The sequence below is a fragment of the Echinicola arenosa genome, from assembly GCF_014841125.1.
Classification (GTDB): Bacteria; Bacteroidota; Bacteroidia; order Cytophagales; family Cyclobacteriaceae; genus Echinicola; species Echinicola arenosa.
The window spans coordinates 101,759-123,853 of record NZ_JACYTQ010000004.1 but is presented as its reverse complement, the minus strand read 5'-3'; the positions used below and the strand labels follow the sequence as shown (position 1 = coordinate 123,853).

22 protein-coding genes are annotated in these 22,095 nt (G+C 41.8%); 10 read left to right on the top strand and 12 right to left on the bottom strand.

The genetic code is table 11. From position 1 onward, the window contains the following. The first annotated feature begins 23 nt into the window (after window positions 1–23). Together dusB and IFO69_RS12785 are read left to right on the top strand one after the other, a co-directional pair. The gene (gene dusB, locus IFO69_RS12790; RefSeq protein ID WP_192010515.1) at window positions 24–1,022 is read left to right on the top strand and encodes a tRNA dihydrouridine synthase DusB; all 999 of its coding nucleotides are present in this window, start codon (window positions 24–26) and stop codon (window positions 1,020–1,022) included. Window positions 1,023–1,181: 159 nt separating this feature from the next. After that, window positions 1,182–2,108, top strand: coding sequence for a DMT family transporter (locus tag IFO69_RS12785; RefSeq protein ID WP_192010514.1), 927 nt, complete (start codon window positions 1,182–1,184; stop codon window positions 2,106–2,108). A gap of 224 nt (window positions 2,109–2,332) precedes the next feature. Here the strand turns inward: IFO69_RS12785 and IFO69_RS12780 are convergent, their stop codons facing one another. The 6 genes from IFO69_RS12780 to IFO69_RS12755 form a co-directional block, all read right to left on the bottom strand. Continuing rightward, window positions 2,333–2,593 carry a hypothetical protein gene (locus IFO69_RS12780; protein WP_192010513.1) on the bottom strand — a complete coding sequence of 87 codons (261 nt, stop codon included), beginning with the start codon at window positions 2,591–2,593 and terminating at the stop codon, window positions 2,333–2,335. A gap of 95 nt (window positions 2,594–2,688) precedes the next feature. Beyond that, window positions 2,689–3,765 (bottom strand): DUF3810 domain-containing protein, encoded by a 1,077-nt coding sequence (locus IFO69_RS12775; RefSeq protein WP_192010512.1) that lies wholly within the window; start codon window positions 3,763–3,765, stop codon window positions 2,689–2,691. 81 nt (window positions 3,766–3,846) lie between these two features. Then, complete coding sequence (locus tag IFO69_RS12770) at window positions 3,847–4,431, bottom strand: NifU family protein (protein WP_192010511.1); 585 nt, start codon at window positions 4,429–4,431, stop codon at window positions 3,847–3,849. A 70-nt stretch (window positions 4,432–4,501) separates the two neighbouring features. Beyond that, window positions 4,502–5,833, bottom strand: a complete 1,332-nt coding sequence (locus tag IFO69_RS12765; protein WP_192010510.1) for a dicarboxylate/amino acid:cation symporter — start codon at window positions 5,831–5,833, stop codon at window positions 4,502–4,504. A gap of 18 nt (window positions 5,834–5,851) precedes the next feature. Then, complete coding sequence (gene aroC, locus IFO69_RS12760; RefSeq protein WP_192010509.1) at window positions 5,852–6,934, bottom strand: chorismate synthase; 1,083 nt, start codon at window positions 6,932–6,934, stop codon at window positions 5,852–5,854. After that, window positions 6,934–8,379 carry a BatD family protein gene (locus IFO69_RS12755; RefSeq protein ID WP_192010508.1) on the bottom strand — a complete coding sequence of 482 codons (1,446 nt, stop codon included), beginning with the start codon at window positions 8,377–8,379 and terminating at the stop codon, window positions 6,934–6,936. The genes aroC and IFO69_RS12755 overlap by 1 nt, the downstream gene beginning before the upstream one ends. Before the next feature lie 116 nt (window positions 8,380–8,495). On the opposite strand from IFO69_RS12755, the gene IFO69_RS21650 reads away from it, so the two are divergent. Then, entirely contained in the window at window positions 8,496–8,684 is a 189-nt protein-coding gene (locus tag IFO69_RS21650; RefSeq protein ID WP_225444126.1) for a hypothetical protein, read from the top strand. A 28-nt stretch (window positions 8,685–8,712) separates the two neighbouring features. Here IFO69_RS21650 and IFO69_RS12750 read toward each other — a convergent pair whose 3' ends face one another. The 4 genes from IFO69_RS12750 to bshC all read right to left on the bottom strand — a co-directional run bounded on the left by IFO69_RS12750 (window position 8,713) and on the right by bshC (window position 12,592). Beyond that, complete coding sequence (locus IFO69_RS12750) at window positions 8,713–9,861, bottom strand: sugar phosphate isomerase/epimerase family protein (protein WP_192010507.1); 1,149 nt, start codon at window positions 9,859–9,861, stop codon at window positions 8,713–8,715. Between the two features lie 87 nt (window positions 9,862–9,948). Beyond that, complete coding sequence (locus IFO69_RS12745; protein ID WP_192010506.1) at window positions 9,949–10,434, bottom strand: hypothetical protein; 486 nt, start codon at window positions 10,432–10,434, stop codon at window positions 9,949–9,951. A gap of 27 nt (window positions 10,435–10,461) precedes the next feature. Next, window positions 10,462–11,034: a 5-formyltetrahydrofolate cyclo-ligase gene (locus IFO69_RS12740; RefSeq protein WP_192010505.1), complete on the bottom strand. Its 573-nt coding sequence runs from the start codon at window positions 11,032–11,034 to the stop codon at window positions 10,462–10,464. Further along, on the bottom strand, window positions 11,027–12,592 hold the full coding sequence (gene bshC / locus IFO69_RS12735; protein WP_192010504.1) for a bacillithiol biosynthesis cysteine-adding enzyme BshC: 1,566 nt from the start codon (window positions 12,590–12,592) through the stop codon (window positions 11,027–11,029). Before bshC ends, IFO69_RS12740 begins: the two co-directional genes overlap by 8 nt. Window positions 12,593–12,813: 221 nt before the next feature. On the opposite strand from bshC, the gene IFO69_RS12730 reads away from it, so the two are divergent. The 7 genes from IFO69_RS12730 (at window position 12,814) to IFO69_RS12700 (ending at window position 19,355) form a co-directional block, all read left to right on the top strand. Then, complete coding sequence (locus tag IFO69_RS12730; protein ID WP_192010503.1) at window positions 12,814–15,012, top strand: heavy metal translocating P-type ATPase; 2,199 nt, start codon at window positions 12,814–12,816, stop codon at window positions 15,010–15,012. Window positions 15,013–15,037: 25 nt separating this feature from the next. Beyond that, complete coding sequence (locus tag IFO69_RS12725) at window positions 15,038–15,235, top strand: heavy-metal-associated domain-containing protein (RefSeq protein ID WP_192010502.1); 198 nt, start codon at window positions 15,038–15,040, stop codon at window positions 15,233–15,235. A 176-nt stretch (window positions 15,236–15,411) separates the two neighbouring features. Beyond that, window positions 15,412–16,653: a M16 family metallopeptidase gene (locus IFO69_RS12720; RefSeq protein ID WP_192010501.1), complete on the top strand. Its 1,242-nt coding sequence runs from the start codon at window positions 15,412–15,414 to the stop codon at window positions 16,651–16,653. A gap of 120 nt (window positions 16,654–16,773) precedes the next feature. Further along, complete coding sequence (gene ispF / locus IFO69_RS12715; protein WP_192010500.1) at window positions 16,774–17,259, top strand: 2-C-methyl-D-erythritol 2,4-cyclodiphosphate synthase; 486 nt, start codon at window positions 16,774–16,776, stop codon at window positions 17,257–17,259. A 1-nt stretch (window position 17,260) separates the two neighbouring features. Continuing rightward, window positions 17,261–17,944: a tRNA (5-methylaminomethyl-2-thiouridine)(34)-methyltransferase MnmD gene (mnmD, locus tag IFO69_RS12710; protein ID WP_192010499.1), complete on the top strand. Its 684-nt coding sequence runs from the start codon at window positions 17,261–17,263 to the stop codon at window positions 17,942–17,944. 205 nt (window positions 17,945–18,149) lie between these two features. Continuing rightward, window positions 18,150–18,575, top strand: a complete 426-nt coding sequence (locus IFO69_RS12705; RefSeq protein WP_192010498.1) for a hypothetical protein — start codon at window positions 18,150–18,152, stop codon at window positions 18,573–18,575. A gap of 57 nt (window positions 18,576–18,632) precedes the next feature. Then, entirely contained in the window at window positions 18,633–19,355 is a 723-nt protein-coding gene (locus IFO69_RS12700) for a hypothetical protein (protein ID WP_192010497.1), read from the top strand. A gap of 128 nt (window positions 19,356–19,483) precedes the next feature. Here IFO69_RS12700 and IFO69_RS12695 read toward each other — a convergent pair whose 3' ends face one another. Both IFO69_RS12695 and IFO69_RS12690 read right to left on the bottom strand, forming a co-directional pair. Further along, a complete protein-coding gene (locus IFO69_RS12695; protein ID WP_192010496.1) occupies window positions 19,484–20,959 on the bottom strand; it encodes a cryptochrome/photolyase family protein in 1,476 nt (491 codons plus the stop codon). Between the two features lie 43 nt (window positions 20,960–21,002). Continuing rightward, window positions 21,003–22,094, bottom strand: coding sequence for an FAD-binding domain-containing protein (locus IFO69_RS12690; protein ID WP_192010495.1), 1,092 nt, complete (start codon window positions 22,092–22,094; stop codon window positions 21,003–21,005). Window position 22,095: the final 1 nt, after the last annotated feature.

Sequence of the window (22,095 nt, the reverse complement as noted above, 5' to 3'; positions counted from 1 at the left end):
TACGGGAAAATTATAAATCAGTTGTGGTAAAAATAGGAAACTTAGCCTTAGGAGAATTTCCCTTACTGTTGGCACCGATGGAAGATGTCAGCGATCCGCCATTCAGAGCGGTATGTAAGGAAAATGGTGCAGACTTGATGTACACGGAATTTATCAGTTCGGAAGGACTGATCCGTGATGCGGCCAAGAGTATTCAGAAATTGGATATTTTCGAATACGAGCGCCCTATTGGAATTCAGATTTTCGGGAATGAAATTGAGTCCATGCGGGAAGCAGCAGCTATTGCTGAAGCTGCGGGGCCTGATATCTTGGACATCAATTATGGCTGCCCAGTCAACAAAGTCGCCTGCAAAGGTGCTGGAGCTGGTATCCTCTTGGATATTGATAAAATGGTGGCCATGACCGCCGAGATTGTCAAAGCTGTCAAAATTCCCGTTACTGTAAAAACCCGTTTGGGTTGGGACAGTGACACCATCCGTATTGTGGAGGTGGTCGAAAGACTTCAGGATGTAGGCATTCAAGCCATCAGTGTGCATGCCCGCACCAGAAAACAAATGTACAAAGGAGAAGCTGACTGGACTTATTTGGCCAAAATCAAGGAAAACCCACGCATCCACATTCCTCTTTTTGGAAATGGAGATATCGACAGCCCTGAGCGGGCCCTGGACTACCGAAACCGATTTGGGGTAGACGGCATGATGATAGGCCGTGCAGCCATTGGCTACCCTTGGATCTTCAACGAAATCAAGCATTTCTTTGAAACAGGTGAAAAACTGGCAGCACCAGACTTAAATGAAAGAATTCGCATCACCAAAAAGCATTTGGACTTTTCTGTGAAGTGGAAAGGAGAAAAATTAGGAATCCTGGAAATGAGAAGGCATTACACCAACTATTTCCGCGGCATGCCCAATTTTAAGCCCTACCGAATGCAAATGGTTACCGCTGATACTTATGATGAAGTGGCTGCAGTGCTGGATGAGGTGGCAGTTCAGTTTGCTGATTATCAGTTCGTAGCGGGATAGGTATTTAAAAAAGAACATTGCGACATATTGGAGGTTGGCCGCTTGGTCAACCTTTTTTCTTTTAAAAGAACTTCTCTGCAAGCAACTTTATAAAACTGTTTGATGTTACCTGAAAAGTTTACTTTTGTGAAGACTTTATAACCTATTAAACCGAAACAAATGACTCCCAACCCTTCTGGTGATCAAACGCTGCGTAGCTGGCTATTGCTAATGCTGCTTTCCTTGATATGGGGAAGTTCCTTTATCCTAATCAAGAAAGGGCTGGTTGTCTTTTCTGCCGGAGAAGTGGGGGCTTACAGGATTGTTTCTGCCGCCTTGGTACTTTTGCCACTTTCGTTGCCCAGACTGAAAAAACTGAACAAAAAGCAGGTAGGCAACCTCATCGTTGCAGGTTTGGTGGGCAGTTTTATCCCTGCCTTTCTTTTTGCAAAAGCCCAAACCCAGTTAAGCAGCTCTATCACAGGCGTACTCAATGCCCTCACTCCATTGTTTGTTGTCATTATCGGTGCTTTATTCTTTGGCTCCAAAATCACGGGGAGAAACAGTCTCGGATTGATCATTGCCTTTATTGGAGTAGTAATCCTGATCAGTGTCAAAGAAGGATCCAGTTTCAGTGGTTTTGCTGATATCAATGGCTATGCCTTCTTTGTCATTCTGGCTACCCTTTGCTACGGCATCAATCTAAACATCATCAAACATTGGTTTGTGGCCTTAAAGCCTGTTGAGATCACAGCAATATCTTTATTATTAGTGCTTCCAGTAGCACTGCTCTATTTAATGGCCGGTACTGATTTTTCCATGAAAGTAGTCCACGAAGAAGGGGCTTTGCTAGCAGTAGGCTACCTGACCATTCTCGGTGTGCTGGGCACCGCCATCGCCCTGATCATCTTCAATGGATTGGTCAAAATTGCTACTCCCGTTTTTGCCAGCATGGTTACTTACCTGATACCTATTGTGGCCATAGCTTGGGGAGTGATTGACGGCGAAGTGCTTCTGCCGGGACATTATATCGGCATCGTAGCCGTAATACTAGGTGTATGGATTGGGAATAGGAAAAAAAAACAAAAAACCGTCACTGAGTCTTGAGCCATCTTTGCTTGGTTATTGGTTACTTCTATTACAAGCCCTTTTCTTGGCACCAAAACAGGTGTTTCTTCTTCAAAGAAAAAGCCTACAGCATAAAATCCTTCAGGTTGCTCTCCCATGTTCAAATATTCTTTGAGATGGCTAAATTCAACACCTCTAGCTAAACTCCGATCTGGAAATGGCAGTCCATAAGTCACATCCTGCAGCTTAGATTTGAAAAATCCCTAATAGTACCGATAGCTGTATTGGAGTCCATCTCCTTGATTAGGGTCAATCCTATCCAGTTCCAAAACCTTGGTTCTGCCACGATGGACGGTCTTCACAGCTGGCAAAGAACTGTTTGGCTCTAAGTTATCATGACGAAGCACATCGATCAATAGTGTATAGACTCCATAAGTGTTATTATCACAGATCAATGAAATGTTATTGTCCTTGTCAAGCTCACTTTCTACCTCAAAATCTTGCGCTTGAACACTTATACCCACTCCCGAAAAACAGGATAGTCACAAAAATGAATCGATTCATCTAAACAATTTTTTATTCTAAACTAAAAACTTCTTAAATGTTTAAAAAAACAACATTACTCCATCCCTTTGAGCTTATTCCTCCACGCGTAGGCCAGCATGGGCAATTGGGCGTAACTTTTGACACCAGCCTTCACCCCTTGGGATTTCAAGAAAAGGTCATTTGATTTTCTACTGAGCTCCAAGGAAATCGCTTCAATTTGCCTATGATTCTCTGAAATATCTATCAAATCATTCCTGAGTCCCTTATCCAAAGTAGTAATAAACTGTCGGTAACCTGGTGCATCCAGGCGATACAAGTCATTGAGTTGATAACTCAGTAGTCTGAGCTGACCAGAATATTGCAAAAGTGGATTATCGCTATTGGAGCAAATCACCCAGCCAATAAAGTTGGCCTCACCTTCATTGGTTACCCCATAACTGTGAGCCATCTCATGGGCAATAGTAAATGGCTTCTCCAAAGGGTGCATGGTCGGGTCAATATAGCTCTCCCCCACAAAGGGAAAATAAATGCCCAATATCCCAAGTTTTCTCAACAATCCTCCGGGATACAACTCCTTTGTCCTTGGATTTCCTGTAAAATTGAGTCCCATCATGTAGAGGTTTTCCCTAATGGTTGCCCGAACTACCTTTTCCAGGTTTTGATAAGGAATAGTGCTTCCAATCGCAGTGGTATCCTCGGTAATATGCGGCCGAAGTTGGTGAAGGATATTTCTGGTAAGCTCCAATTCCCGCACCAATATTTCTTTCTCAAGTGCCTTAGGTTTTAAGTCTAATTGTTCAAAGATAGGAACCCTTTGATAGTTAAAACCCCATAGGAAGAGAAATGAAAAAACCAGAAAGCCTATAAAATTCAAAGTACACCTCCCTGTAAAAAGCAACTTGGCCAGCCAACCTTTCCTCAATCCAATTTTCCAAAGATAATAGCCAAAGGCAATCAAAAGCCCAAAAAAGAACAAATAGATAGTAGGAAAAGGCAAGCGTGCAATACTTATGTCAATGACATTTCGTATTACAGGAAAAAAGTTTCTAGAATAAAAATGTTCAGTATCCTCAGGAAACCGAACAGCAAAATACCGAATTATCAAACAGGTGACACCCAATATGGTCCAGGTCCAGTTTTTCCTTAGCATAAGTTACAAGCGCTTTGTCTGCAAAAAGCAAAAAAAAGGCCATTCGTTGAGACGAATGACCTTGACAGTTTAATTTTATTTTTAGATTCCTTCTGCCTCTACGGTTTTTACCTCATCAGGCAACATTCTGGTCAATAGATTCTCTATCCCCGCTTTCAATGTTACTGTACTAGAAGGACAACCTGAACAAGCACCCTGTAAAAGCACCTTCACCGTTCCTTCATGAAAACTGTGGAAGATAATTGCTCCTCCATCTTGTTCTACTGCAGGCCGAATGTATTCGTCCAAGATTCCTTTGATTTTCTTTACCGTCTCACTATCGGTTTCATCAAACAATGGATCTTTATCCAAAACTACATTTACAGCAGATTTACCTGCTTCCAAGTATTGTTTGATATGCTCACGGATATGATCCTGGATTTCCGGCCAGTCCACATCATCTGTCTTGGTTACTGTCACAAAATTAGAGGTGATAAATACTCGCTCTACCGCCGCAAAGTTGAAAAGCTCCTTGGCAAGAGGAGAGTTTTCAGTGCTCTTCTCATCTGGATAATCAAAGCTTACCCCATCATCTGTTAACATAAAGTTTACCACAAATTTCAGTGAATTTGGATTGGGGTTGGCTTCCATATAAATATGTACCGGCTTTTTCTGCGCTTGTAACATGGTCTTAATTTTTAGCTTCTAGCAATTGAAACATCAAATGAGGTGATTAGTTCCTCTTTGATCGATTTTATTATTCTGAAGTGGATGTCAAAGGATTGGATTCCCTGATCAACCCTTCTGGCAATTCTCCTTCTGTGCTGGCCACAACGGTACATACCGTAGCATCTCCGGTTACATTGACCACTGTCCTAAACATGTCCAGAATCCTGTCCGGAGCAAGGATTAAAGCTAAACCTGCTGAAGGCACACCGATTGATTCTAGTACAATCAATAACATGATCAAGCCAGCTCCTGGCACTCCTGCAGTCCCAATAGACGCCAAAGTAGCCGTCAACACAATCATAAGCTGCTGGGTCAATGATAGGTCCATCCCCAAAGCCTGGGCAATAAATACTGCGGCCACCCCCTGATACAGACAGGTACCATCCATATTAATGGTAGCACCTAAGGGCAAAACAAAACTACTCACTTCTTCAGAAACCCCTATTTCCTCTTCCACCTGCTTCATGGTTACTGGCAAAGTCGCAGAACTGGAACTCGTAGAGAATGCCAAAAGCTGTGCAGGTCTCATGGCTTGGAAGAAATCCTTGTATTTCACTTTGGTAAAAAGCTTCAGGATCGTTGGGTAAACCAAAACGATCATCAGTAGTAATCCAGCCACTACCAACAAACTATATTTCAACAAAGCAAACAACAATTCTATGGCCGAATCTGGATTATCACCTGCGATTTCTACTATAAGAGAAGCCATCAAGGCAAAAACTCCGTAAGGGGCGATTAACATGATATAACCTACGATTCGAATAATCACGTCATTCATCCCATCGAAAAACGCTATAACCGGACTGGCCTTTGACTTGGGTATCTCCAATAATGCTATCCCCACAATGATCGCAAAAAAGACCACTTGAAGCATACTTCCATTATCCGTAGCGGACAAGAATACATTTTCGGGGACAATATCCACCAAAGGCTTGAGAGGGCTTTGCTCTTGTAATTCGGCAGCTTGTGAGGATTTATCACCCACCACATCATTGAACTGCTCCATCAACCTTTCCCTCGTTTCAGAGGGAAGGCTTTTACCCGGTGCAAAAATATTCACTAGTAACAAGCCTACTGTCACCGCAATGACGGTGGTGACCATATAAGCACCAATGGTTTTTCCACCAATTCTTCCCAGCTTGGTAATATCTCCCAAATTAGATACCCCCACGATCAAAGATGCCAGCACCAATGGAACGGCTATCATTTTCAATGCATTGATAAAAATAGTACCAATGGGCTTGATAAAGTCAATGGTAAAGTCCGGTGACATTTCGGTTTTGATGACAATTAAACCGAAAATCAGTCCCAAGACCAGGCCAATGATAATTTGAGTATGAAGGGGTATTTTTTTAAACATATTGATTAAGTTAGGTGCTTAAGCTTCCAATTTATTCATTCGCTTCAACAATAAGAAATCTGCTAGTACCAAGGCAGTCATTGCTTCCACGATCGGTACTGCGCGGGGCACCACACATGGGTCATGCCTTCCTTTACCCGAAACGGTGACTGCTTCTCCTGCCTGATTGACACTGTCCTGATCTTTCATAATGGTGGCCACAGGCTTGAAGGCCACCCGGAAATAAATATCTTCACCATTGGAAATTCCTCCTTGAATTCCACCGGAATAATTGGTCTTGGTCCGCACCCTACTTCCTTCTTGGTAAAACTCATCATTGTGCTCAGAGCCCCTCATGCTTACCCCTTCAAAGCCACTACCATATTCGAAGCCCTTGACAGCATTGATGCTCAGCATAGCCTTTCCCAAATCGGCATGAAGTCGATCAAAAACCGGCTCACCTAAGCCCACTGGCACTTGCTTGGCCACACAGCTCACCACGCCACCTACCGTATCACGGTTCTTTCTGATTTCATCAATGTATTCGATCATTTCATTGGCCACTTCAGGATCTGGACAGCGCACAATGTTTTTCTCAATTTCAGCAAAGTCCAATTCCTGATAAGGTTTATCCAGCTTGATATGCCCCGCCTGACTAACATAAGCATTGATCTCTACGCCTGCGTGCTTAAGAAACATTTTAGCAACTGCTCCGGCAGCTACTCTTGCAGCAGTTTCTCTGGCGCTACTTCTTCCTCCACCACGATAATCACGATTCCCAAATTTTTCCTGATAGGTAAAATCAGCATGGGAAGGACGATATTTGTCAGCAATATGAGAATAGTCCTTGCTCTTCTGGTCCGTGTTCATGATGACAATCGCGATGGGCGTACCCGTACTTTTGCCTTCAAACACGCCAGAAAGGATTTGACATTCATCCTCCTCTTTTCGTTGAGTGGTGATCTTGGACTGCCCAGGCTTTCTGCGCTGCAGCTCTTGTCTGATAAACTCCTCATCTATTGGCAGCCCAGCTGGACAGCCGTCTATAATAACGCCAAGCCCTTTGCCATGTGATTCTCCAAAGGTGCTTATCCTAAATACTCTTCCAAATGAATTACCCATTACCTCTTTTTCATAATCATGACGATCAGTAAAATCACTGCGCCAACCAGTAGTATGTTGATAAAAGTCGAAAAATAATACTTATATCGTTGGTTTAAAAGCTTATTGTCCTCTAGTTCTATTAAATCATAGATTCCTCCTAGACTCGTAGAAGATATTGATTGGTTAATTTTGCTCTCACCCACCACGTTCAAGACCGCACTTGGCCTCAGGGTATCATAGGTTTCTTTGTCCGTGTTAAAGTAAATCCACTCAAAGTGATCCTTCAAAGCTACTTCTCCGGGCTCATTGACAGTGATATAGTATTCATACTGTTTGATCCCGCTCACTTTACCTCTTCCCCGGTTGATTTGCTGCCGTTCATTCGGGTCAAAAGTGTTTAGCTTTTGAATATCCATCTTTTTGGGAGGCTTGATGGCATTGATGTTTCCTTCCCCACTAATCCCAAAGTCATAGGTTACACCCTCGCCAGTTTCCACCTTTTTGGAGTCAAAATTTTCCCGTAGCCGGTAAACTCCCACACTCACCTCATTTTTCAGCGGGTGAGGTGGCAAAGGCTTAACTTTAATGGTCTTGCCATTAGCATAGAAAGTTTTAAAATCCTGTTGCCTGTTATTACCAAAAAAGGTGGGGTTTTTGGCTACCTTGTACTTGATCATCTCCCAAGCCACTCGTGGCAATTCAATCTCTCCCTCATTGAAAGGATAGAAGGTAGATTCATATACTTTGAAACGGGTCCAAACCTTTCCATCAATGGTCACCCGCTCTGGCTGGATATTGGTGATATTGAAGTTTTCCTCCCAAGCATTGGTCGGTTTGATTTTCTTAACAATTTCCTCCAATTGTTTCCCCGGTTCATAAAAATCAAAGGGAGCCTGGTTGGATTGAGCCATGAAAAAGGCCAAACTCACATTAAAACCTTCGCCCACATAAATTTCATTTTTGTCCACTGTCATCGCAAAAAATGCCTCATCATCTAACTCAATAAATTCTTGCTCTTGAGGTTCATCTCTTCTGAAAAAGTCATCAAATGGATCTCTGGAGCCTGGTCGCTGTTGGCTTTGCTTGGCTTCGGTCACTGTGATGGTTTTGCCAGGAGACGACACCTCATTTCCGTTGACCTGAAGGGTAAAGTTAGGCAGACTAAACTGCCCCTTTTTCAGTGGTTTGTAGTATTGAACAATGCTATTAGTACTACTCATTTGGCCATTGATCACATTCATGGAAGATGACTGAGAAATTCCCTGCTTCTGAAAGCCCGGTATCTCCGGAAACTGATCATATGACTTTATTTTCTCATCGGAAATTGTTATTTTTATACTGAACGTTTCGTTCAGCCCTATCTCATCAGGTCCTAAGTCAATCCTTACATCTTGTGCTTGGGCAATGGAAATTATCGATGTCCAAATGAATACTAGAGTGAGGTAATATTTCGTTCTTTTCATGAGATACACAACTACTTATTTGACGCAAATTAACGAGTATATTTTAAACGCAACAAATCCATAGTATTGTCGTATTAGTTTTAGTATTGTTTAACTTAAAAATAAATTGATGAGCCATGATAGAATATGTTAAAACCATTTTGTTGAAGGTGAGTTTTGACAAGAAGCTTTTCGAGAAAGAGTTAAGAAAGGGTCTCAACATGTTGACGCCCGCTGAGGTTCAGGAGTTTAAAGTTTGGTGTTATAAGACGTTTGCAAAGATTTATTTAGGAGTACTGAATAAATACTTTGTTAAACTCGCCTAGGTATAGAGCCCCGCTTAGCGGGGCTTTTTTAATGATATTTTTTATAAGAACTTTTATTTAAATCTTCCATCGTCACCACAGGAATATCCTTGGCGGCCAACGCCTTCATCTCTTTAAAATTGGCTTTTGGATATTGGTATCCTTCTTCCGTCAAAGACCAAAGGATAGGACTAAGGTTGAGCACTGTCGCTTTATAGCCCTGCATGATGGCGGCCATATTTCCTGTTCCTTTGGATAGACCTGCTTCATTTTCTATCTCAAAAGGGCCAGAAAAACCTTTTTCCTGAAGAGTATTGATAAACTTTCTCCAATCCATGCTGTCTCCCACACCAAACCCCGGCAAAGTGGCTTCATAATGGTGCCTGTCCCACTCATTTTGCACCCTCGGTACACCAGCCTTAGTGGCCCATTCTTCACTGACGAGCTGTGTCGGATACATATTCCCCCAAAAAGGATCGGAATGGTTTCTGGTGGACTTAACATGGATCCGCTTCAGTCTATCCATATCTGTGTGTTTGATCACTTCTACAGGATCTGTATGCTGCCAAATATCATGCGAAGGATCATAAATTTCTCCATGGGATTGGCTTGGAATCATGGCATACATCAGCTTTCTGGCAGCCAAGACTCCTGGTAAATTATTATATGTACCGGTATAACCCGCAGGTCTCCAGCCCTCCATTGGACAATTTTCATAGAGTACCGTCACCCCCAAATCTTCCGCATATTTTATGATGGGACCAAAAATCTTAGCGTACTCCTCTAAGTTCTTTTCAAATCCGTTCTCCTCATTTCCCAACTCGTGATTGTAACCTACAAAAGTTCCCACTTTAATATCATTGGCATCACCACCCATTAAGTGTGCCATCCGAATCAACTTCAGCAAATGGTTCTGGTTTTTGACCTTTTGAGCAGGATCTCCACCAATCAAATTATCAAAGGCTCCCAAAGACATCCTAAGCTGGGCTGCATTGAATTTAGTTAAGGTTTCTTTGGCTGTTTCTAGAGAAAAATTGTCATAATCCATGTGGGTGGCCACAAAATCGTCCCTTGTGCCATCCTTTCTAAACACACAAACATCTAAGCCTTGTACACCAGTTTCTTTTGCTTTTTCAATCACATCATCCAAGCTCAGCTGGTCAAAAGCTGAGGTCATGATCCAAATAGGGTTTGTCATATTACTTGATTTTTTATGCTGTTTCAAGTTAAAAAAACAAAGGCAAATGCCTTGCGACATTTGCCTTTGTTCCAGTATATCTTTTGATCAATGGAAGGTAAAGCGGATAGACAGTGCGATCTCATCCCCCCACCAGCCGACATTGTCCGTCAAGTTAAAGGCTGGCTTATAATCCAAGGAAAGGTTTACCGGTGCATCGACAAATTTATAATCCAAGCCTATGATACCATCAATACCAAAGACCGTGTAATCGTCTTTTGGGTCATCAAAAGGAGGATCACTTTTATCTCCCCAAGTTCCTAAGTGGGCACCACCACCATAAAACCATTTTAGGCCTCTGATCTCTCTAACATCCTTGTGAACTTCATATAGACCTGTAATTACCAGTCCTTTCCAACGGGTATGCAAAATCCCTTCTATGGCAGCATCATATCCTAAGAAATGCTTCACGGTCAACCCATTGGTTACCCCCGCCCTCAAGCCAACTCCTGTACTATAAGTCTGCGCCTCAGCCTGATGGCTGATCACCATGATGGCTACTGCAAAAACAGCTACAATTGCTTTTTTCAACATAAAATAAAATTTAGTGTAATAGATGGTTTAATTGAACTCAATAATTCCACCGGGCAAAATACAAATATCCATGCGAATATCATGTTCTTCCACCGGAATGGATACTTCAGGTACAAAATACGACAAACCTACTTTAAAAACCTCGGGTTTTAATCCAAATAAAAAGCGGTCATAAAATCCCTTTCCGTATCCTATACGGTTTCCGTCCAAATCATATGCCAAAAGTGGTAAAAACACTACCTCGATTACTTCATTCGGTACTTCAACAATGGATTCTGGTATGGGAATTCCCCACTTATCCATAGAGTAAGTAGTATTTTTATCAATCTTGACTGTCTTAAGCTCTCCTGTTAAAAAATCTGACACTGAAGTATAAACCTGCTTTTCCTCTGACAGAAGCGCTTCTACAATCGGAAAAGTATCGATCTCATGAAGTCTAGCAATGGGCAAAAATATATGAAAATGATGGAAGCGATCATGCGCTTTTAGGAACTTCATCAGCTCCTCCTTGATTTGTAGGGACTGCTCAGCTACTTTTTCCGCCCCCAAATCCTTTCGCTTTGATTTATATAGGCTCCGAAGTCGCGCCTTCTCATCCATTGTCCTCAAGTATTATATAATTAAAATCCAAAGGATCGAAATGAGTATAGAGTTTTTCTATGAAACGTTCATCCTTAAGGTAAAACTCCAGAAAGTTATTTTTCCGCTCTTGCGGAGTGCCCCCCGGAAACAAAATCTCTTTTAATGCCTGCATCCTTTGCAAATCAGTAGCGAGGTTCCTTTCCTCTCCCTGTCTGAGTTTCTTCCCAAAATGGTTCAGGATTTTCAGTGCCCTTGTCTTAGCTGCCTCCGCAGCATGCTGTAAAGTAGGATCCACTCTTTCTGCTTCTTCTCCCATCTGCTCAAAGATTGCTGAAAGGGCTTTTTTCTCTTTCTCCAGGCTGAGATCAGAGGCTGCATGCTCTTTGACGTAAGTTTTCTTCCATGCTTCAAAAGAGACAAAAAGCTGCTCATTGCTTAAACCCAAAGCTCTAGCTTTACGAACAGCCCTCACCCCCTTGATCATCGCAAAGTTTCTGGGCATAACCAAGGGATAGTCAGTTTGATAATGGTCGAACACTAACTTTAACTGCAACCAATAAGCCACCTCTGCAGGACCACCTAAATAAGCAATATTGGGGAGTATATACTCTTGATAAAGGGGCCTTAACACAACATTTGGACTGAATAGCTCAGGATTTGTATCCACCAAGCTGAGTATTTCTTCCTCGGAGAAATGTCTACCGGTATCTAATATTTCATATCCATCTTTTGTCTTGACAATGCGTGAACGGATACCTTTGTCCAAATAGAAAAAGTTGATCTCTCTTGGGAAAATCTGGCTTTTATAACCCAATTTTTCAAGCCTCTCTGTTTGCCTATTGACCAATTCATTACCCTTATTTGTCAGTAAGTCATCTTTGATCACTTCACTAAAAAGCCCTTTGAGACGAGCATCATGACCATCCACAATTAACAATCCCTTTTCACCAAAAAGATAATTGACATAATACCGCACCGCACCAGCAAGGGTCTTTTGCAGACGGTAAGCATCCTTGAAAAATGATGGAGCAAAGCCAATTTCTTTGATAAAAGCCTCCATGCTATCATTTAACTCAAAATCACCTACAGCCCCTTTTTGATCAGTGTTCCAACTGTATTTTTTACCTTCGTAACTAAAGTGATTGATCTCCTCAAAATCATGATCTTCCGAAGCCATCCAATACACCGGAACAAAACGATAATCCGGATAGGTGGCTTGTAGCTTTTCCGCCAAATTAATGGTCGAAACAATCTTATAAATAAAGTATAAAGGACCTGTAAACAAATTGAGCTGATGCCCTGTCGTAACGGTGAAGGTTTTTTCTTCCCCCAATCCTTCTAGATTTTTGATTGAAGGCTCACTCAATTCAAATCCTTCGTATTGTCTGTGTATTGACTCAGCGAGCACTTTTCGTTTTTCAGCTCCAAAACTTCTCCCTTCGATTATTGCCTTAAAATTCTCCAGTGAGGGATAATGATGATAGAAAGGTTTTAGTTCCTCTCTTTTCCGAATATAATCAATAAACAAAGGTGAAAATTGCCCGGTACACTCCGGCTCAATGGTGGATTTCATCATGAGTCTAAAAGGTTTTTATGCTGCGCTGAATAAGCTATGTGTGATTAAACTAGAAACAGGCACTTAAAGTTCGTGATTTTTTGGGAATAAGGGAATATACCCGCTTCTGTTTAATCATTTCAAAAATTATGTAACTCGCCTAAACGCTTGTGAATTAAATTTGTAACCATGATGATCAGGTTCCTAGCAAGGACCTTGTTTCCCCTAAAAGCGAATAAAAAATGAGCAATAACCGCAAAAAAGAATGGCCCGTCACAGGAATGAGTTGTGCAGCTTGTGCAAGCAGCGTGGAGCGTACCTTAAAAAAACAAAATGGTGTGCAAGCTGCCAGCGTGAACTTCGCCTCCCATTCAGCCTTGCTCCAACTGGACAAAGAAGCTGATCCCTATGCTATCCAAAAAGCGATTAGAGCCACAGGGTATGATCTCATCATTGATGAGGTGGAGGCTTCAGAATTGGAAGAAAACCAGTACAAGGCCTATCAAAAACTGAGAAGAAACACCATTGCTGCTGGTATTTTAGCCACACCGGTATTTGTTATTGGCATGTTTTTGATGAACATTCCCTACGCCAATTTAATCATGTGGGTCTTGACTACTCCGGTCTTGTTTATCTTTGGTCAGCAATTCTTTGTCAATGCTGCCCGTCAAGCCAAACATGGCCAGGCCAACATGGATAGCTTGGTAGCCATTAGCACAGGTGTAGCCTATTTTTACAGTACTTTCACCACCTTTTTCCCGGAATGGTTGACCCAAAGAGGCATGGAAGCCCATGTGTATTTTGAAGCTGCCTCGGTGATTATATTTTTCATCCTTTTAGGAAGAATGTTGGAGTCCGGTGCCAAAGCCGGAACTGGAGAGGCTTTGAAAAAACTGATGGGACTCCAGCCGGATGATGTTATTGTTTTGGAGAATGGTGAAGAAAAACTCAAAAAAACCAAAAAGGTCTCAAAGGGTGAGACCATTATGGTCAAACCTGGTCAAAAGGTTCCTCTGGACGGAAAGATCATCGCTGGTCATTCCTTTATCAATGAGAGCATGCTTACAGGCGAACCCATTCCAGTCGAAAAACAAATCGACGATAAGGTCTTTGCCGGCACCATCAATCAAAATGGAAACATTCAGTTTCAGGTGGAGCAAGCTGGAGATGCTACCCTTTTGGCCCAAATCATTCAAAAAATCAAAGAAGCTCAAGGCTCCAAGGCTCCAGTACAAAAACTGGTGGATAAAATCACCGCCATCTTTGTTCCGGTGGTCATCAGTTTGGGCATTTTAGCCTTTCTCGTGTGGGGGATTAGTGGAATAGCTGATGCTTGGCTTCATGGCATGCTGGCTTTTGTGACCGTGCTGGTGATAGCCTGTCCCTGCGCCTTGGGACTAGCTACCCCTACCGCCATCATGGCCGGAATTGGTAAAGGCGCCTCACTGGGCATTTTGATCAAGGATGCAGAGAGTCTGGAAACAGGCCATAAGGTAGACACCATTATCTTGGACAAAACAGGAACCATTACTTCAGGAAATCCTTCTGTGGAAGAAATTCTTCTAGCGCCAGAAATAGGAAATAAAGAAATAGAAATGGACATCCTACTCACATTGGAATCTCAAAGTGAGCATCCATTGGCAGAAGCCGTGGTAGAGCATCTAAAACCGAATTTTAAAGGCACCAAATTAACTGACTTCCAATCCCATACTTCCAATGGGGTTTCTGCCGATTTGGTCAACGACCACTATGCCATCGGAAAAAAAGACTGGTTAATTGCTCAAGGCATTAGAGAGGACAATTGGATGAAAGACTTTGAAACGCATCACTTGGATCAAGGTCATATTGTTATCTATTTCGCAAAGAACAAAACCATTATTGGCATCATTGCCATAACGGATGCTTTAAAAAATAATTCCCAAACTGCCATTCAGGAGCTGAAAAGAATGGGCCTGGAAATCCATATGCTCACCGGAGATCAGGAAAAAACAGCCGAGGCTTTGGCCAGAAAAGTAGGTATCCAACATTACCGCTCAGCCATGCTTCCTTCCGACAAGGCTGACTACATCAAGGAGCTCCAAAGTCGAGGTAAAACGGTAGCCATGATTGGCGATGGTATCAATGACAGTGAAGCCTTGGCTTTGGCTGATCTGAGCATCGCCATGGGAAAAGGCACAGACATTGCAATGGATGTGGCCAAAGTTACTCTGATTCATTCAGATTTGGCGCAAGTTCATGAAATGCTAAAATTGACCAAAAAAACCGTCAAGACTATTCGCCAGAACCTCTTTTGGGCGTTTATTTACAACCTTATCGGAATTCCACTGGCCGCAGGAGTACTTTATCCGGCATTTGGCTTTTTATTGAACCCGATGATTGCCGGGGCAGCCATGGCACTCAGCTCCATATCAGTGGTGGGCAATAGTTTAAGATTAAAATGATAGTTTATTGATAAAAATAAAAAGTATGATACAGTTGAAAACAAATATCAAATGTGAAGCCTGTGTGGCCACAGTCAAGCCAAAACTTGATAAACTACCCCATACTAAATGGAAAGTAGACCTGACAAGCCCCGACAGGATCTTGACAGCAGAAGGAGAGGCAAATGTTCGGGAAATCATTTCTGCGCTAGAGGATGCTGGCTACAAAGGGGAACCTATTTGAAAAATTCTTCCCGCAGGTTTTGCCAGATTTTATTAGCTTTGCAGGGGACAACTGTTAATACTAGCTGATTAACAGTTGTTTTACTATTTAATTGATTTTATTTACAAGTGTATTCCGATAGCAGTCCAGCCCAGGATTTAAGTCCGTAGGTATTTTTGGATTGGGAAGTTTGACCTATGATAAACTACGAGCGACATATTCTAGAAAATGGCCTACAGCTAGTGATCCATGAGGACCATAGTACCAAAATGGCTGTGACCAATATTATTTATAAAGTTGGTTCTAGGAATGAAGTTCCAGGCAAAACAGGCCTTGCCCACTATTTTGAGCACCTGATGTTTGGAGGATCCAAAAACGCGCCCAGTTTTGACAGTGCCTTGGAGCGGGTAGGAGGTGAGTGCAATGCATTTACCAGTACGGATATCACCAATTATTACGTCACTTTACCTGCCACCAATATCGAAACAGCATTTTGGTTGGAGTCTGACAGGATGCTACAGCTCAACCTCAGCAATAAAACCATCGAGACACAACGCAAGGTGGTGATAGAGGAGTTCAAGCAGCGCTACCTCAACCAACCTTATGGTGATGCCATGCACCAATTACGACAGCTTTGCTACCATGAACATCCTTATCAGTGGCCGACCATTGGTAGGGAGATTGCCGATATTGAGGGTTTTACAGAAATGGATATCCGGTCTTTTTACCAAACCCATTATTCCCCAAACAACGCCATCTTGGTCGTTGCCGGGGATGTGAACAGTGAAGATATCTTGGAAATGACCCAAAAATGGTTTGGACCTATTCCTAGTGCTAAAAGGAATGGTGCGAAGATTATCCAAGAGACTCCACAGCAGGGTAAAAGGACTCATACCTGCTTAACAGATGTTCCTACAGATGCCTTGTACAAAGCCTACCATGTTCCTGGTAGATTACAGGCTGGATACTTGGAATGTGACCTCATCACAGACATTCTCGGTTTCGGACGGTCTTCACTGCTCGAACAAAAGCTGGTTAAAAACACGGATATTTTTGCGTCTTGCAACGCTTATGTCTCCGGCTCAGTTGATCCAGGGCTCATGATCTTTTCAGGAAAAATGGAAAAAGGCAAATCCGCTGAAGAGGCTGAAAAAATACTGGATGAAGTGGTTCAAGAATTTATCGAAACCGACATTTCTTCAGAAATTATCGACAAGGTCAAAAATCAGGCGGAAGCCATGAAGACCTATGAATCTATTCAACTGATCAATCGTGCCATGAACCTGGCTTATTACACCCAGTTGGGAACCCCTGATCTTTATCAAATGGAGTATGACAAGAAAACGAGGATCACTACTGATCAGATTTCTGCCTTTGCCAAACAAACCATCGTAGAAAAAAATGCTTCCACCCTCTTTTACAAAAGCAATAAGAATTAAGTGAATTAAAGCTAAGTGCTAGTTTTACTCCTCCAAGCCACGAACATTTCATCTATTTCCTACTAATCATCCCTCCTTTCCCTTTATAAAAATCCCAATCAAATCTATTATCTTCACCGCATGAATAATTTTAGAATTGGATTTGGATATGATGTGCATCAGTTGCAGGAAGGTTATGACTTCTGGCTGGGTGGCATTAAACTGGAACATACCAAAGGCGCTGTAGGACATTCTGATGCTGATGTGCTTATTCATGTGATCTGTGATGCGCTGCTAGGAGCTGCTAACTTACGGGATATTGGCTATCATTTTTCAGACCAAGACCCCGAATACAAAGGCATCGACAGCAAAATCCTCCTCAGAGATGTAATGATCATGATCCGTGAGCATGGCTATGAAATCGGTAACCTAGATACCACCATTTGTCTCCAAAAACCAAAGGTAAATCCCCATATCGACACCATGAAAGCTTGCTTGGCAGAGGTCATGAAAATTCCAGAACAGAGCATTTCCATCAAAGCCACTACTACCGAAAAGCTCGGCTTTGTGGGCAGACAAGAGGGTGTTTCTGCTTATTGTGTCGCTTTGATCTATAAAGTCAATTAAGATGAAAAGAGAAATCAAACTCATCGAAACAGAAGATGGTTCACACTCCCTTTATGTGCCGGACTTGAATGAAACTTACCATTCCTTTCATGGGGCATATCGGGAATCAATCCATGTATTTTTCTTATATGGTCTAGATCACTGGTTCACCCACCACCCACATCAGCAGCCCGTTCGGGTGTTTGAAGTGGGCTTTGGGACTGGCCTCAATGCTTGGCTGGCCTTGGTTTGGGCAGAGCAGAATAAACTGCCTTTGTTATACCATACCATTGAACCTTTTCCTGTTCCTGAAGACATCTACACCCAATTGAATTACACCTCCATTGATGAGGATTTGAGCCATTTTCAGGGACAATTCCACAGACTTCATAAGGCACCTTGGAATCAGGGTGGTGCTTTGACAGAATACTTCAATATGAAAAAGGACCAAGCCACTTTGGAAGAAGTCCAGTTGTATCCAACAGATGTGGTTTTCTTTGATGCCTTTGCGCCTAGCAAGCAGCCTGAGCTTTGGTCCAAGGAACTGCTCAAAAAAGTGGTAGATGCCTTGAACCCCGGAGGGGTATTTGTCACCTATTGCGCCAAAGGGCAACTCAAAAGAGATTTGACCAATCTAGGGCTCCATGTAGAAACCCTTCCAGGCCCTCCTGGTAAAAAAGAAATGGTCAGGGCCACAAAAATCTGACACTTAGCACTCAGCAAAAAAGACAACACTTTTCCAATTAAGCTAAAAATACCCCATTTGTTGGGTATTTTTTTATTTATACCAAACCCTTAGTTTTAGTTTTTATTCCTTTGAACAGACATGACTTAAACCATTGACTATCTATTCTTTTAAGAAATGATCCTAAGGCAATGCTATTTAAAGGATTGACCAATAATAAATAACCATGACCAAGAGCAAAGTATATTTTTTAGGCCTGATCACTTTAGTTTTTACCTCATGTGGCGTCTCCTACTCCGAGAAAAAATCAATAAAGACCAAAGAAAAAACGATCGATGGCACCAAATACCGCCTCTTCAATCGGCTCAAATTCAAAAGGGTTCAATTTCCTTTTACCAAGGGTTTGATGCTTGAAAATAAAATTTCTTTTTTTGGATTAGAGGATGATATTCACAAAGTCATTGACAGATCTGAATTCGAAAATAAGATAGATCTAAACAGAACAGCGTCATTTCGAATTGACTGTATCTCCTTCGCCGTCAACGAATCCAAGAGCAAGATTGATCTTTTATATTATTTGACCCTTAATAATCAACTAGAATTGGTGACCCTATCCTTGGAGAAGGATAAGGGTCGATGGACTTTGAATTAATCTTGATGTCTATAAGCTAAATACAAAACCACTCTTTTCATTATATTAAACCCAAACATGACCTCTCTAAAAACCACAGTTCTTATCATCTCTTCACTATTGATTTTCTCTTGCCAGACTGAAAAGAACCAACAGTTGGATGAAGGCTATTATATTTTGGAAAAAATAGTCAAAGAAGGGAATACCACGCTCAAAGATTTGGATATCCGTAATGGAGTACTACAGGTAAAAGGCCAAGATTCCCTCATTTTTGAGGGGAATATGAATATAGGCCTACACTATTTTGATAATGATCATTTTAAGTACCAACTGACAGGAAATAAGCTAAGCCTATTTAATAAAGGCCAAAAGGAAAAACTTCAGCTTAGCTTTGACAAAGACAGTTTGTTGAGGATTGATATCCATGACAATACCCAATTATATTTCAAAAAGCTGCAACTTGAGCTGGAGGGAAAATACAGCATTCTCAGTTATGAAAGATACCCGCAAGCCAATCTGGATACGATCAATAAATACAGAGATGAATTAACCGAGGGAATAGCCTTTGATTTCAAGGATAACAACACCGTCAATATAAGTCCGAAGGTGACTCAATTCCTTTTAAAACATCCCAATAACACCAATGAGGCCTTCGATTATACTTTAACCAATAATACTATTGTCTTTAGTAATTCGGATTACAGGTTTCAATTGGACTATGCCTATGATGGTATCCTCCATTTTTTCCCTAAGGACACGAATTTCAAAAGATGGGACTTTATGAAACCCCCAGCACAATAGCCAAACGCAACACCTTAAAAAAATTTAAGGTTCCAAGGGTATAATATTAAACTAGGCACCAAAATTCCATAAAAATATTAGAGCGCTTAAACGCTATTTATATGCTGAAATTGATTCACACAAACCTTTCACCCGAATCCCTTCAAAAAGCTCTCCGCCCTGGATAGTAACTTTTCTCGCTTTTCCTTACTCATTCTATCCAAAGTGCTGAGAAGCATCTTTAGTCGGTGGTTTTGCCCCAAAAAGTCTCGGTGTACATGCATAAAGCGCCAAAATAGAGCATCCCAGATTTCTTCCCAATCACCCTTGGGAAAATCACTCATTTTCTTCAGGTAATTGCTACCGCTGATATAGGGCTTGGTGGCCATCAGCCCACCATCGGCAAACTGGCTCATGCCATACACATTGGGGACCATCACCCAATCGTAGGCATCGATATACATTTCCATAAACCAACGGTATACCTCATCTGGGTCAAACTCACAAAGCAACATAAAATTGCCTAAGACCATCAATCTTTCAATATGATGGTTATATGCTGCTTTTAAAGTTTTCTGAACCGTATTGTCAATAGGTACAACACCTGTCTTGCCCTCCCAAAAGGCCTTGGGTATCTTCCGTTGAAAACCCCAGAAATTTCTTGTACGTTCTGCAGATCCATCCCATTCATACACTCCGCGGATAAACTCCCGCCAACCCATGATCTGCCTTACAAATCCTTCTAGAGAATTCAAGGGCACATCGTGCTTTGCTGCATAGGCAATTGCACGGTTCAATACTTGCTGGGGAGATAGCAATCCGACATTTAGAAGGGGGGTCAATACACTGTGATGGAGTATGTTCTCCTCCTGTACCATGGCATCTTCATAGGGACCAAATTCTAAAAATCGCTCTTCCAGAAATTCCTCAAACCAGACCTCTGCCGCTCTGAAGGTCATTGGATAGTGGGGTGAATTATCAAGAAAGCCATAATTTTCATGGAAATGCATGTCCACATATCTTTTAGCTTCCGCTACATATTTGTTCTCCTTAGGCCATTGAACTTTTGGAGGCTTTTTCTTTCTGGGATATTTTTTACGGTTTTCCGAATCAAAGCTCCATTTTCCGCCATAGGGCTTTTTACCCTCCATTAGTATGCCTCGATTTTTTCTCTGCTGCTCATAAAAATCCGCCTGAAAGTACCTTTTCTTCTTGCCGAAATACTCCTCCAAATCTGCTTTGGTATTCAAAAACAATAAGCTTTCATGCATCTCCAATTCGATCCCAACATCAGCACAAGCATTTTTTATTCGCTTTTCCAACCAGTTATCCGTTGGGTCGATCAGGAAAATCTTCTTTACTTTATCCTCGGCCAATTGCGGAATCAGCTTTCTGATATCTGAGGTTTCTGATGTACTTGATAGGTAGTCTACCTTGACTTTCTTATTCTTTAGGTAATCTTCATAGGCTTTCATACTGGCCCGATGAAAAATCAGTTTTTGCTTATGGAACTTGTATTGCTTAAAAAACAAATATTCCTCTACCAAATACACCGGATTCCCATTATCTAATAATGGACTATCTGGGTGGAGCTGATGAGGAAAAATAAGGTTAACAGTTTTCATAGAAATCTTGGGCTTCCGGCATCAAAAATTCATAAAGTAAATCTCAAACTTTTAACTCCTTTTGGCACTTTTTCCAAAATGCAAAAAATGAAGGATAATAGCCCGTCACGGGAAGCATCCAGTCCCGCTGATCTTCTTTGCCTTTGTAATGATGATTAAGCGGATGTTCTTTGTAATAAACCTCTTGCATTTCAATCTTTTTTTCCAACTCTGAAAACTCTCCTACAAAAACCTGAACTCCCGGAATATTTTCAGCCAGCTTTTGCACAAAACCTATGGTTTTAGGAGAAACAGGGTGCTGCTCAAAATGGCTTGGCTCCAAGAGTAAAATCCTGTTGGCTTCTTCCTCTCTCCGCCAAAGTGGATCAAGGTTATAAAAGTTGTACACCAGGGTTGGTTTGGAGGTATTTACTTCCAGGCTTTCATTTTCAGGAAGCACTACTTTAAAATCAGGTAAAGCCGTCTCTTTCAACTCCTTTGGGATGTCCATTTGGGCCAGTTCTTCATAAGTCTTGTCCAAAAAAGTCCCCCGCTGTTCGGAATGACAGTACTTATTAATGTTTTCTTGGTTCGTCAGGTATTTTTTGTGGCTATTGCTTCCCGCCACCCATTGCCAACTCAAGGCATTGCTTGCCCAGTCTGCATCCAACAGATGATAATACATCCACCTGGCTGGCACCCACCAATGGCTTTTCCCCATGTTGCAGGCTATGGCCGCCAAATACATACGTACGTGGTTATGCAAATAACCAGTTTGGTAAAATGACTCAATCGCTTTATCAATAGCTTCCAAACCCGTGGAAGCTTCTATAATAGCCTTGGACATGGCATGATTTTCCACTTGCACTTGGGCTTGCTTGAGATCTCGATCGATCTCATTCCCTTTAGCGATCCATACTTGCTGCCAGTAATCCCGCCAAGCCAGCTCTTGTAAAAACTTAATGATATTTTTAGGATTATATCCTTGAGCAAGGGTCATTTGCATGACTTGACGCGTGGAAATCACTCCCCTAGAAATATAGGGAGAAAGGTAAGTCACATCCCCATCAATAAAATTGCGGTTACGTCCATAGTTTACAGGGTTCACCTGTTCCACGCGCTTTATGATTTCATCATAACAGGTTGGAAAATTCATC

What these genes read in the sequence shown, in the direction of transcription:
- IFO69_RS12785 (WP_192010514.1), top strand. Translation starts at nt 1,182, where the DNA reads ATGACTCCCAACCCTTCTGGTGATCAAACGCTGCGTAGCTGGCTATTG.
- IFO69_RS12775 (WP_192010512.1), bottom strand. Translation starts at nt 3,765, where the DNA reads ATGCTAAGGAAAAACTGGACCTGGACCATATTGGGTGTCACCTGTTTG.
- IFO69_RS12770 (WP_192010511.1), bottom strand. Translation starts at nt 4,431, where the DNA reads ATGTTACAAGCGCAGAAAAAGCCGGTACATATTTATATGGAAGCCAAC.
- IFO69_RS12765 (WP_192010510.1), bottom strand. Translation starts at nt 5,833, where the DNA reads ATGTTTAAAAAAATACCCCTTCATACTCAAATTATCATTGGCCTGGTC.
- aroC (WP_192010509.1), bottom strand. Translation starts at nt 6,934, where the DNA reads ATGGGTAATTCATTTGGAAGAGTATTTAGGATAAGCACCTTTGGAGAA.
- IFO69_RS12755 (WP_192010508.1), bottom strand. Translation starts at nt 8,379, where the DNA reads ATGAAAAGAACGAAATATTACCTCACTCTAGTATTCATTTGGACATCG.
- IFO69_RS21650 (WP_225444126.1), top strand. Translation starts at nt 8,496, where the DNA reads ATGATAGAATATGTTAAAACCATTTTGTTGAAGGTGAGTTTTGACAAG.
- IFO69_RS12750 (WP_192010507.1), bottom strand. Translation starts at nt 9,861, where the DNA reads ATGACAAACCCTATTTGGATCATGACCTCAGCTTTTGACCAGCTGAGC.
- IFO69_RS12745 (WP_192010506.1), bottom strand. Translation starts at nt 10,434, where the DNA reads ATGTTGAAAAAAGCAATTGTAGCTGTTTTTGCAGTAGCCATCATGGTG.
- IFO69_RS12740 (WP_192010505.1), bottom strand. Translation starts at nt 11,034, where the DNA reads ATGGATGAGAAGGCGCGACTTCGGAGCCTATATAAATCAAAGCGAAAG.
- bshC (WP_192010504.1), bottom strand. Translation starts at nt 12,592, where the DNA reads ATGATGAAATCCACCATTGAGCCGGAGTGTACCGGGCAATTTTCACCT.
- IFO69_RS12730 (WP_192010503.1), top strand. Translation starts at nt 12,814, where the DNA reads ATGAGCAATAACCGCAAAAAAGAATGGCCCGTCACAGGAATGAGTTGT.
- IFO69_RS12725 (WP_192010502.1), top strand. Translation starts at nt 15,038, where the DNA reads ATGATACAGTTGAAAACAAATATCAAATGTGAAGCCTGTGTGGCCACA.
- IFO69_RS12720 (WP_192010501.1), top strand. Translation starts at nt 15,412, where the DNA reads ATGATAAACTACGAGCGACATATTCTAGAAAATGGCCTACAGCTAGTG.
- ispF (WP_192010500.1), top strand. Translation starts at nt 16,774, where the DNA reads ATGAATAATTTTAGAATTGGATTTGGATATGATGTGCATCAGTTGCAG.
- mnmD (WP_192010499.1), top strand. Translation starts at nt 17,261, where the DNA reads ATGAAAAGAGAAATCAAACTCATCGAAACAGAAGATGGTTCACACTCC.
- IFO69_RS12705 (WP_192010498.1), top strand. Translation starts at nt 18,150, where the DNA reads ATGACCAAGAGCAAAGTATATTTTTTAGGCCTGATCACTTTAGTTTTT.
- IFO69_RS12700 (WP_192010497.1), top strand. Translation starts at nt 18,633, where the DNA reads ATGACCTCTCTAAAAACCACAGTTCTTATCATCTCTTCACTATTGATT.
- IFO69_RS12695 (WP_192010496.1), bottom strand. Translation starts at nt 20,959, where the DNA reads ATGAAAACTGTTAACCTTATTTTTCCTCATCAGCTCCACCCAGATAGT.
- IFO69_RS12690 (WP_192010495.1), bottom strand. Translation starts at nt 22,094, where the DNA reads ATGAATTTTCCAACCTGTTATGATGAAATCATAAAGCGCGTGGAACAG.